The organism is Robertmurraya sp. (assembly GCF_036676585.1).
Classification (GTDB): Bacteria; Bacillota; Bacilli; order Bacillales; family Cytobacillaceae; genus Robertmurraya_A.
On the sequence record NZ_JAKFCQ010000059.1, the window covers coordinates 1 to 11,040 of the forward strand.

At 37.8% G+C, this 11,040-nt stretch carries 12 protein-coding genes; 10 read left to right on the forward strand and 2 right to left on the reverse strand.

The genetic code is table 11. The features are described from left to right. The 10 genes from ACGLXV_RS07960 to ACGLXV_RS08005 all read left to right on the forward strand — a co-directional run. Nucleotides 1-583: FAD-dependent oxidoreductase (locus ACGLXV_RS07960; protein ID WP_391558200.1), on the forward strand; the 583-nt coding region annotated here is incomplete at its 5' end. A gap of 210 nt (nucleotides 584-793) precedes the next feature. Next, complete coding sequence (locus ACGLXV_RS07965) at nucleotides 794-1,270, forward strand: PTS sugar transporter subunit IIA (protein ID WP_119709610.1); 477 nt, start codon at nucleotides 794-796, stop codon at nucleotides 1,268-1,270. A 53-nt stretch (nucleotides 1,271-1,323) separates the two neighbouring features. Beyond that, a complete protein-coding gene (locus ACGLXV_RS07970; RefSeq protein WP_119709609.1) occupies nucleotides 1,324-2,742 on the forward strand; it encodes a PTS galactitol transporter subunit IIC in 1,419 nt (472 codons plus the stop codon). Between the two features lie 37 nt (nucleotides 2,743-2,779). Continuing rightward, nucleotides 2,780-3,058: a PTS sugar transporter subunit IIB gene (locus ACGLXV_RS07975; protein WP_119709608.1), complete on the forward strand. Its 279-nt coding sequence runs from the start codon at nucleotides 2,780-2,782 to the stop codon at nucleotides 3,056-3,058. 73 nt (nucleotides 3,059-3,131) lie between these two features. Beyond that, complete coding sequence (locus ACGLXV_RS07980) at nucleotides 3,132-3,590, forward strand: hypothetical protein (protein ID WP_391558201.1); 459 nt, start codon at nucleotides 3,132-3,134, stop codon at nucleotides 3,588-3,590. Next, nucleotides 3,559-4,638 (forward strand): zinc-dependent dehydrogenase, encoded by a 1,080-nt coding sequence (locus tag ACGLXV_RS07985; RefSeq protein WP_391558202.1) that lies wholly within the window; start codon nucleotides 3,559-3,561, stop codon nucleotides 4,636-4,638. The genes ACGLXV_RS07980 and ACGLXV_RS07985 overlap by 32 nt, the downstream gene beginning before the upstream one ends. A gap of 14 nt (nucleotides 4,639-4,652) precedes the next feature. Then, nucleotides 4,653-5,360 (forward strand): SDR family NAD(P)-dependent oxidoreductase, encoded by a 708-nt coding sequence (locus ACGLXV_RS07990; RefSeq protein WP_391558203.1) that lies wholly within the window; start codon nucleotides 4,653-4,655, stop codon nucleotides 5,358-5,360. Then, nucleotides 5,357-6,094 carry an SDR family NAD(P)-dependent oxidoreductase gene (locus ACGLXV_RS07995; protein ID WP_391558204.1) on the forward strand — a complete coding sequence of 246 codons (738 nt, stop codon included), beginning with the start codon at nucleotides 5,357-5,359 and terminating at the stop codon, nucleotides 6,092-6,094. Before ACGLXV_RS07990 ends, ACGLXV_RS07995 begins: the two co-directional genes overlap by 4 nt. A gap of 123 nt (nucleotides 6,095-6,217) precedes the next feature. Next, nucleotides 6,218-7,177 (forward strand): sugar-binding transcriptional regulator, encoded by a 960-nt coding sequence (locus ACGLXV_RS08000; RefSeq protein ID WP_119709605.1) that lies wholly within the window; start codon nucleotides 6,218-6,220, stop codon nucleotides 7,175-7,177. Nucleotides 7,178-7,311: 134 nt separating this feature from the next. Beyond that, on the forward strand, nucleotides 7,312-7,647 hold the full coding sequence (locus ACGLXV_RS08005) for a bh protein (protein WP_119709604.1): 336 nt from the start codon (nucleotides 7,312-7,314) through the stop codon (nucleotides 7,645-7,647). Between the two features lie 78 nt (nucleotides 7,648-7,725). Here the strand turns inward: ACGLXV_RS08005 and ppdK are convergent, their stop codons facing one another. Continuing rightward, the gene (gene ppdK, locus ACGLXV_RS08010) at nucleotides 7,726-10,395 is read right to left on the reverse strand and encodes a pyruvate, phosphate dikinase (RefSeq protein ID WP_391558205.1); all 2,670 of its coding nucleotides are present in this window, start codon (nucleotides 10,393-10,395) and stop codon (nucleotides 7,726-7,728) included. A 3-nt stretch (nucleotides 10,396-10,398) separates the two neighbouring features. After that, a partial coding sequence (locus ACGLXV_RS08015) for a pyruvate, water dikinase regulatory protein (RefSeq protein WP_391558206.1) occupies nucleotides 10,399-11,040 on the reverse strand: 642 nt, incomplete at its 5' end.

Consider the following 11,040-nt stretch of genomic DNA (forward strand, 5'->3'; position numbering starts at 1 on the left):
ATCCGCAGTCACAGAACTTAATCTAGAACAGAACGGCCCCTTCATTAAAGTTAATGAAAAGATGGAAACCACTCACGATCATGTTTATGCAGTTGGGGATGTAATCGGCGGTTGGCAGCTCGCACACGCAGCAAGTGCAGAAGGAATTGTTGCCGCGAATAATGCTGCTGGAGAGATGGATGTTATCGACTATAAAGTCATGCCCCGTTGTATTTATACGCTCCCTGAAATCGCCTCCGTTGGTCTGTCCGAGGAGGAAGCGAAAAAGCAGGGGCTTGATGTACGTGTAGAAAAATTCGACTTTGCTGGTAGTGGGAAAGCACTGAGTGCTGGAGAACCGGAAGGATTTACAAAGATTATCTATGAGGCAAAATACGGTGAAATCATCGGTGTGGTTATGGCCGGGTCACATGTAACGGAAATGATCTCAGAAGCTTCAGCTTTCATGTATTTAGAAGGGACGATAGATGAGGCTGCCAAAATGATTCATCCGCATCCGTCATTATCAGAGACTTTCTACGAAGCCGCAGTGAATGCGGTCAATAAACTAAAAACACAAAAAGCAATACAATCTGCTGTATAGTAGAATTTGCACGTTAAAAGCTTACTTTTTGTAGGCTTTTTCGTGTAATTGTCCACTTTTTATTTAATGTCGAAAAATGTTAATAGTTAGAATTATCTAAAAACAACTTGACTGTTTCGTTATGATATTTTATGATAACTACAAATGTAACACACCTGAACAAAAGTAAAAGGCTTGTTTCAGTAATACATAAAGAAGGAGGGATATATTATGGGAAAATTAATAAATCTTGATGAAAAGGTAGTTCGTTTGAATGTAAAAGCAAAAAATAGTGATGAGGTCATTGCGGTTCTGTGTGAAGAATTGAAGAAGCTCAATTATGTAAAAGACTCTTTTCTACCAGCCATATTAGAAAGAGAAAAAGTTTTTTCAACTGGATTACCACTAGCAACTATGGGAGTGGCGATTCCTCATACAGATCCAGAGCATGTGATAAGCCCTATGATTTCGGTTGCAATATTAGAGAATCCTGTTGAATTTAAAATGATGGGTAGTCCGGAAACATCAGTAAACGTTGAAATTGTGCTAATGTTAGCTATTACAGAACCCTCAAAGCAATTGGTTATGCTAGAAAGATTAATGGATGTTTTTCAAAATGAAGCAGCGATGTCCCAGCTAAAAGATGCACAATCTGCTAAAGAAGTTGTTGATATTTTAGACAAAGAGTTAAACCAAATTAGTGTTTAGGATGTTATTTCACCATAAATGTAAGCGCTAACTTAAAACTAGGGGGTCTTTCAATGATTAAGCAAGCTGTTGATTTTGTATTAGATTTAGGTCCTTCGATCATGCTTCCAATCATTATGACGGTTTTTGGTTTGTTTTTAAAGCAAGGCTTCAAAAGGTCATTTACTGCTGGTATTACTATCGGGATTGGATTTATAGGGGTAAATCTTGTTATTGGCCTTTTATCCGGAGCAATTGGACCTGCTGCTCAAGCCATGGTTGAAAAATTAGGGCTGAATCTTGATATTCTCGATGTGGGTTGGCCAATAGGTGCGGCCATTTCATTTGGTACACCAGTTGCACCATTAATGATTCCACTAGTATTAGTATTAAATGTAATCATGCTATCTACGAATTTAACTAAGACGCTTAACGTAGATATTTGGAACTTCTGGCATCTAATCTTTGCTGCTTCTGTTACTTATTATGCTTATGACAATATGATTCTAGCAATTGCTGTGGGATTAATTGTTTCAGCTATTACACTTAAGTTGGCAGACTGGACTGCTCCAGCGGTTGAACACCATTTTGGTCTGAAGGGAGTGTCAATGGCTCATTCCGAGACAGTTAACTTTGCTCCTATCACCTACGCAAGTAACAGAATCTTAGACAAAATACCAGGAATTAATAAAATTGAGGCAGACCCTGAAACGTTAAAAAAGAAATTTGGTATATTCGGTGAACCACTTGTAATGGGGTTAGTACTAGGTCTTCTCATCGGATTCCTAGGGGGGTACGATGCAAAAGGAATTCTAACATTGGGTATACAAATGTCGGCAGTATTAATCCTAATGCCAAGAATGGTAGCGCTTTTGATGGAAGGACTTATTCCTATTTCTGAAGGAGCTCGAGACCTAATTAACAAAAAGTTCCCAGGGAAAAATGTTTATATTGGCCTTGATACAGCAATCGTAATTGGAACCGCATCTAATATGGCTGTTGCGTTAATCATGGTTCCTATCACTCTATTATTAGCTGTAATTCTTCCGTATAACGGAATGTTACCTTTTGCAGATTTTGCGGTTCTTCCATTCACTGTGGTTTGGGCAGTTGCAGCAGCAAGAGGAAATATTATTCGAGGTATTATCAATAGTATCGTAACTTTAATGATTGTATTCTTTATTGCTACTAATCTTGCAGATTTAGCAACAACAATGGGAAGAGCAGTCGGTTTTGATTTCCCTGAGGGAGCAACCCAAATTTCTGGGATTGATTTAGGATCCCACGTTATTCCATGGATTATTGTTCGCTTATTAGATCCGAGTAACCCATACTTTATTGGAGCAATTGTTGCAGCGGCTGCCTATGCTTTACTTTGGTACTGGGTACGAAATGACATTAAAAAACAATATGCAAATGAAATGGGATTAGATCCAAAGACGTTAAAGCCTGTTATTACAACAGGGGAAAATGGAAATGCGTTCAAGGCTTAAACAATAACTAATGAAATTAACATAGGGGGAATTTATTATGGCAAAGAAAATCTTAGTATCTTGTGGAACAGCGGTTGCAACATCAACTGTAGTAGCGAAGAAGATAGAAGAAACACTAAAGAACAAAGGCATAAATGTTATTGTTGAACAATGTAAAGCATCTGAGGTACCTTCAAAGGCCAGAGGAGCAGATTTAATTGTTACGACTACACCGGTTAGTGATACTGGAGACACACCAGTTATTCAAACGATTTCTTTCCTTACAGGAGTTGGAATTGATGCTGATATTCAAAAAATTATTAGCTATATTGAATAAATAACAAAAAGAAGAAAAAGCAAAAAAACTAATTTAGAGTTTTTTTGCTTTTTCTACAAATGGGGGAAGGGTTATGAAGCACTATCGATACAGTACACATGTACTTTGGCTTTCTATTATTTTTCCGGTGGTTTTAATGATTGGTTTGTTTATATGGGCAGTACATGGAGTAATAATGAATGGCCCATTGGGTATATATCAACTAATCTTAGTAGCAATGCCTCTATTATTAATATCTTCTCTTATAGGTTTAAATAATCCATCTAGTATTACGTTAACACCTGAATCCATTATTTTTGAAGGGTTTTGGAGAAAGCATGAGTATAAATGGAAAGACGTAGATGAACTGACACTTAAAGACTACGGTTATGTAGGAAAGGCTTTTATAAGAATTGGGAAATATCGTCTATTAGGTGGTAGATACTGGGTATCTAGTAATCTCGAAGGATATAAGGAATTATTAGAAGTTATCGAAAGTCAATTGGAAGGATGTGGGATTCGTGAACGTTGTGACTCAGTACAGTCAAAATGAATCTAAGGACAAAGAATTACGAATGAAAGTAGCGGCCTTTTATGACAAAGAAAACATAAGGTGTGAAGACCGCCCAATTCCTAGCATTGGGGAGGATGAGGTATTAATAAAAATGCATGCATGTGGACTTTGCGGTACAGATATTCATAAAGTACTTGATCAAAAGGTTCCCCCACAAACTGTTCTAGGTCATGAGGTCTCAGGAGAAATAATTAAAGTAGGAGGCAAAGTAGAAGATTATCAAGTGGGTGACAGAGTATTTGTAGCCCATCATGTTCCGTGTTTCACATGTCATTATTGCAAAAGAGGTTCATACAGCCTTTGTGATCAATTTAAACAAACAAATCTTGACCCAGGTGGTTTTTCAGAATATATTCGTGTTCCCGCTTTACATGTAAGACACACGATGGGGCGACTCCCGGATGGGATGAGTTATGAGGAAGGTGCGCTCGTTGAGCCAATCGCCTGCTGTCTCCATGGGTTTGAATTAATTGACACTCAACCTGGAGATACAGTCTTTATTATGGGTGCTGGCCAAATTGGCCTTCTTCAAATTCAAATCGTAAAGCATTTGCTAGCATCAAAGATTATTGTTAGCGATATAAATCCTTATCGTCTCGAGAAATCGATAGAATTTGGAGCGGATGAAGCAATAAACAGCCAAAATGAAGAAGTAGTTAAAAAGGTAATGGAGCTAACAAATGGAAAGGGAGCAGATATTGTTATTATTTCAGCGGGAATTCAGTCACTTCTTCCTCAAGCAATGGAGTGTGTAGCAAGTGGTGGTACTGTATTAGTTTTTGCTCCATTTAAAGACACAGATATAGCCATACCAGCTTCCAGGTTTTTTAATGATGAAATAAAAGTAATTGGTTCTTATTCATCTAATCCATATAACTATGAGAGTGCCATCCAAATGTTAAGAAATAAAGTGTTTGATGTAGAAAATATGATTACCCACCGTTTTCCATTATCAGAGCTTGATAAGGCAATTGAATGTGCACATAATCCATCTGAAAAGGTTTTAAAAGTACTAATAAAACCGTAGAAAAGAGGGAAGTCATGTTTGATTTAACATTAAATCATAAAGTAGCACTTGTAACTGGTGTGGACGATAATCTAGGTGCAAAAATTTGTGAAAAGCTTGCTAAGGCTGGAGCAGAGGTTTGGATTCATCGCTTTAATGAGGAAGATGCTGCTAATCTTCAAGAAAAAATCCTTTCTTTTGGTGGCACTGCCTATGTAATAACAGATAACCTACATACACCTGAGGCTGTTAGGTCAGTTGTAAGTAAGATTATTGAGAAAAGTTGTAAAATTGATATACTTGTTAATCATGCAGAAAAGGTTGCAATAGAATCTATAGATCAGCTAACTACAGAGAAATGGCTAGACACATTTGAAACGAATTTAGATGTCCCATTTCTTTGTTGTCAAGAAATTTTACCATTTATGCTTCAAGTAGGTGAAGGGACAATTATTAATATATCTTCACGTTCAGCTGAAACAGGAGAGATAGGACCTCATTACGCTGCAACTAAGAGTGCCTTAGAATCGTTTACTAGAGGCCTTTCTAGAGAGTTTAAGGGAAGAGGTATTAAAGTGAAGGGAGTTTGTCCGCCTGCATCTCTTCATGATAAAAAACTAGCTACTTATGAAAAAACAAGAATAATAGAGGCAATGGCTAATAAGGCTTTACTTCTATGTTCACCATATCTTGATTATGAAGTTGATGAACTAAGCAATGATAATGAGGTGTTAAAAAATTGAAAGAAAAAAATATCCTTATTATTGGTGGAGCAAACGGGATTGGTAAAGAAATTGCTTTGAATTTTGGTGCAGAAGGGCATCATGTTGCCGTTGCAGATATAAATAAAAATATGTTAAACAAAGTAATTACAGAAAGTGGTCTGAATAATCTATTCCCTTTTGAGGTGGATGCAGGTTCATGGGAGAGTGTGAAATCCCTGGCGAATGAAATACAGGAGAAGTTTGGAACTATTCATACACTTGTTTACTCGGCAGGTATCACTAGAACGGTAAATTTCCTTGATATAGATTGGGCTACTTGGAAAAAGACGATGGCTGTTAATCTTCACGGACTATTTTATAGTATAAAGTCTATTTATCCCTTAATGGAACCTGGGGGAAGTGTCGTTATTATTGGATCTGGTTCTGCGATCACAGGTTCTGGTGGGGGAATTCACTATACATCATCAAAGGGCGGGGCATTTGGTTTAATGAGATCTCTTGTTAAGGATCTGGGGAATAACAATATTAATATAAATGTTGTGGCACCAAGGGTAATTGAGTCGGATATGCTGGATGTTTTATATCCGACAGACGAGTCAAAGGAATGTTTAAGAAAAGAAATACCAATTGGACGTCTGGGTACGCCTAAAGATGTATGTAATGCTGTAAAATATTTAAGCGGTGATGAGGGTAAATATGTACACGGCCAAATTTTACTACTAGATGGTGGGAGAACATATAAGAGTTCTTAAAGGTAGGTGCCGAGAATGAATATTCTCGGCACTTTTGCTATAGGTGAGATGATTTTTAAAAAATTATGGTATAAAATGTTCATATACATTACATTTGTTATTAAATCATTGCCGTGAAGGGAGATGGCTAATGTGGATTGGCAAGAGAAGAGACAATTGGTGAAGGTATCCAGTATGTATTATAATGATGGCTGGACGCAGGCACAGATTGCCGAAAAATTAGGTGTTTCAAGACCTGTTATATCCAAATTGCTTCAAAAGGCTAAGGATGAAGGGATCGTTAAGGTGTATATTAAGGATGAAAGTGTCCACACAGTAGAGTTAGAGCGGAAGCTAGAACGATATTTTGGTCTTAATGATGTAGTGGTTGTTCCAAATAACGGATTAACCGGTGAAATGGCTAAAAGGGAAGTAGGTCAAGCTGGTGCCAACTATATTTCAAATAATATGAAAGACGTTAAAAGCATTGGGATTTCATGGGGAGAGACACTGTCTAACCTAGTCCTTGAATACCCTTATGAGAGAAGAGAAGAAGTTATGGTTGTTCCATTGGAAGGTGGAATGGGTGTGAGACAAGTGCAAATCCATGCGAATCAGCTTGCAAGCGAACTAGCCAAAAAGTTACACAGTACGTGTACTTATTTATATGCTCCGGCTATTGTTGAAACGGAAGAATTGAAAGATCGGCTGATGGGAATGCAGGATGTCCAAACCGTATTAGAAAGCGGAAGGAATGTAGATATCGCATTGATTGGTATTGGGAACCCTTTTACTGACTCCACTTTAATGAAGCTTGGATACCTTCAAGAAGAGGATCTACTTCATCTTCGGGAAGTGGGGACCGTTGGAGATATTGGTTTTCGATTTTTTGATGAAGATGGTCAGCCTATCCATGATACATTAAATACGAAAGTGATTGGCATTACCTTGGAAGAACTAAAAAGTGTTAAAAAAGTGATTGCTGTTGTTGAAGGGACACATAAAGTAGAAAGTATTTTAGGCGCATTAAAAGGGAAGTTTATTGATGTTTTAATTACTGATGAATTAACTGCAAGTACAATTCTAAAAAAAGTTAATCACTAAACCTTATCTTGTACCTTTTTGAGGGAAAATCGAATATTATATATTATTAAATTCTAGTCAAAATTGGCATAATAATACGGAATGATATTCCTATTAAAGGTGATTAATGGAATATATGGTAAGGAGGGGTTGATTTGAAAATCACAGAGTATGATGTCTCCCTATATTGTTCACGTTGTCATGAAGAAACACTTCATTGTGTTCAGTACTTAAACGATAAAATCTCAAGTACAGAGTGTACAAATTGTCACCGTAAAATTGATATGCACCTGAATCCTAAAAGAGAATTATATAAAGAGATTTATAAACGAATTTTATCGAAACCAACCAGACTTACACAAGAATATAGAGATGATTTAAATAAGTTCATTGGAGAGTTTCCAAAACGGGCACTAAGTAAACCGTATCGTCTTATGAGATACGTAGATGAAACAAGGGAAGCCCTCAAAAAGTTAAAAAATTTCAAATGATTTTTTAAAAGATTGATTCACACTTAATCTAGTTAAAATGAGACGGTATCAATAGGATACCGTCTCATTTTGAAAATTTTACGTTGTTATACAAATTTCTTCTATATTTTGCTCATGTCGAATAGTCGCTTGTGCAGCCGCCAATCGTGCAATAGGAACACGGTATGGTGAACAGCTAACATAATTCAGACCAACACGATAGCAAAAATCGATTGAGGACTTTTCTCCTCCATGTTCACCACATATACCTGCTTTTAAAGATGGCTTTGTTTCACGTCCAAGCTTTACACCGGTTTCAACTAATTTACCCACACCATCTAGATCAAGAACCGCAAATGGATTTTCCGGTAGCACTTTATTTTCAATATAAGCTTGCAAGAATTTCCCTTCTGCATCGTCACGACTAAAACCAAATGTTGTTTGTGTTAAATCGTTCGTTCCAAATGAGAAGAAATCTGCTTCTTTTGCAATTTGATCAGCTGTTAAGGCTGCGCGTGGAATTTCAATCATTGTTCCAATGGTGTACTTGAACGTTTCCCCTGTTTCTTCCTGAACACGATCTGCTATATCCACGACCAACTGGCGCATTTTCTTTAACTCGTTAACGTGGCCAACAAGCGGGATCATAATTTCTGGCTGTACTTCCATCCCTTTTTTGGCAAGCGCTACAACTGCATAAAAAATGGCTTTTGCCTGCATTTCATAGATTTCTGGATAAATAATACCAAGTCGGCAGCCACGGTGACCCAACATTGGGTTGAATTCAACTAAATGGGAAACCTTTTTCAATAATTGCTCTTTTTCCTTTAATTCAGCTGAATCTGGGTGAGTGATTTGCAACTTTGTCACTTCGACTAAAATTTCTTCTTTATCAGGTAAAAATTCATGAAGAGGTGGGTCTAGTAAACGAATAGTAACTGGATAACCCTGCATCGCTTCAAATATTCCTTCAAAGTCGCTTTGTTGCATTGGTAAAATCTCTTTAAGCGCTTCCATTCTTTCATTGTAATGTTCAGCTAAAATCATTTTTTGTACGATTGGAATCCTTTTAGCATCCATAAACATATGTTCAGTTCGGCATAATCCAATCCCACCTGCTCCAAATTCAAATGCTTTCAGAGCATCTTCCGGGTTATCAGCATTGGCACGAACTCCAATAGTTCTTTCCTGGTCTGCCCAAGCCAGCAAAAGTTGAAACTCATCGGATAGCTCAGGATCAATCATCGGTATTTCACCCAGCATAATCTCACCAGAGGATCCGTCAATAGTAATGATATCACCATAATTTACAATGGTTTTTCCTACAGTAAAATGTTTAGCTTTCAAATTAATTATTAAAGATTCACACCCGCAAATACATGCTTTCCCCATTCCACGTGCAACCACCGCCGCGTGGCTTGTCATACCGCCACGGCTCGTTACAATCGCTTGGGATGCAACAATACCATGTATATCATCTGGCGTCGTTTCAGGTCTAACAAGGATCACTTTCTTTCCTTCGTTCGCTAAAGCCTCGGCTTCATCTGCATCGAAAACAACTTGACCTGTAGCTGCTCCTGGCGATGCAGGTAATCCTTTTGCTAACAATGTCCGCGGATGTTTGTCATCGATGCGACGGTGGAGTAATTGGTTTAATTGATCTGGGTCTACACGCATTAAGGCTGTCTCTCTATTAATAAGACCTTCTTCCACCATTTCAACAGCAATTCGAATCGCTGCCTGAGCTGTGCGCTTGCCATTACGAGTTTGTAAAATGAAAAGCTGCCCTCTCTCTACGGTAAACTCAATATCTTGCATTTCTTTATAATGATTCTCCAGAAGGTTGCATGTTTCAGCAAATTGCTTGAAAACCCCAGGTAGATCTGCCTTTAGAGTTTCAATTGGCTGTGGCGTTCGTATACCTGCAACAACGTCTTCGCCCTGGGCATTGATTAAGTATTCACCGTAAAGAATCTTTTCACCAGTTGAGGGATTTCTAGTAAAGGCAACACCTGTTCCAGAGTCATTTCCCATATTTCCAAACACCATACTTTGGATGTTCACCGCAGTACCTAAATGATCTGGAATTTTATTCAGGCGGCGATATACGATGGCACGTTGGTTGTTCCAGGAATTAAATACGGCATTGATTGCAAGGAAGAGCTGATCAAATGGGTTCTGAGGAAATTCTTTTTTTGTATGATTTTTCACGATTTCCTTATAGCCATCAATTACCTCTTTCCAATCTTCTGCCGTCATTTCAGGGTCAGAGGTATAGCCTTTTTGCTCGCGCATTTCTTCTAAAAATTGCTCGAAATAATAACTACCGATTTCAAGGACGACATTACTAAACATTTGAATGAAACGGCGATACGAATCATAAGCAAAACGCGGGTTATCTGTTAAATTAGCCATACCAACTACTGTTTCATCATTCATTCCAAGGTTCAAAATAGTATCCATCATTCCAGGCATTGAGAAAACTGAACCGGAACGAACGGACACTAGCAAAGGATTTTGTGCGTCACCCAGCTTTTTTCCCATTTTTTCTTCTAAGCGATTTAGAGCTTCTAAAGTTTGTTTTTCTACTATATCTGGTATCGATTTACCAGATTCATAGTAAGTATTACAAGCTTGGGTAGTAATCGTAAATCCGAAGGGAACCGGGAGACCAATATTTGTCATTTCTGCTAGGTTTGCACCTTTTCCCCCTAACAAATCCTTCATACCACCATGACCTTCATCAAATAAATATACGAATTTATCCATTTTTTAAAAGCTCCTTTTCTTTTTTAACACTTCTAAAATTAAACCAGCAGTTTCTTCTACTGCTTTATTTGAAACATCGATGATCGGACAGCCAACTCGTTTCATTATATTTTCAGCATGGTCTAGTTCGTTAAGAATTCGTTCGAAACTTGCATATTTGGCATGAGAGGGGATTCCCATAGCCTTTAACCGTTCCCTGCGAATTTCATTTAATTTATCCGGGGAAATTATCAACCCAACACAATTTTTCCGTGGAATTTCAAACAGTTCCTCTGGCGGGTCTATCTCAGGCACTAATGGTACATTAGCTACTTTAAATCGTTGATGAGCCAGATACATTGATAAAGGTGTTTTTGAGGTCCGTGACACTCCGATCAAAACAATATCGGCCATTGTTACTCCCCTTGGATCCCGTCCGTCATCGTACTTCACCGCAAATTCAATCGCTTCAATCTTTTTAAAGTATTCCTCATCCAGTTTTCGCATTAAGCCAGGTTGATGATGAGGCTCTGTATTAAATCTAGTAACAAACGCATTCATTAACGGACTAAGTAAATCAACCGCTACTATTCCTTCTTCACTTGAACGTCTGTCTAAATGATCCTTTAGATGCGGAACAACAATGGTATAGGCAATAATAGAATA

Bases quoted from the DNA above. Each gene is read 5' to 3' on its own strand.
- ACGLXV_RS07965 (WP_119709610.1), top strand. From the start codon at position 794: ATGGGAAAATTAATAAATCTTGATGAAAAGGTAGTTCGTTTGAATGTA.
- ACGLXV_RS07970 (WP_119709609.1), top strand. From the start codon at position 1,324: ATGATTAAGCAAGCTGTTGATTTTGTATTAGATTTAGGTCCTTCGATC.
- ACGLXV_RS07975 (WP_119709608.1), top strand. From the start codon at position 2,780: ATGGCAAAGAAAATCTTAGTATCTTGTGGAACAGCGGTTGCAACATCA.
- ACGLXV_RS07980 (WP_391558201.1), top strand. From the start codon at position 3,132: ATGAAGCACTATCGATACAGTACACATGTACTTTGGCTTTCTATTATT.
- ACGLXV_RS07990 (WP_391558203.1), top strand. From the start codon at position 4,653: ATGTTTGATTTAACATTAAATCATAAAGTAGCACTTGTAACTGGTGTG.
- ACGLXV_RS08000 (WP_119709605.1), top strand. From the start codon at position 6,218: ATGGCTAATGTGGATTGGCAAGAGAAGAGACAATTGGTGAAGGTATCC.
- ppdK (WP_391558205.1), bottom strand. From the start codon at position 10,395: ATGGATAAATTCGTATATTTATTTGATGAAGGTCATGGTGGTATGAAG.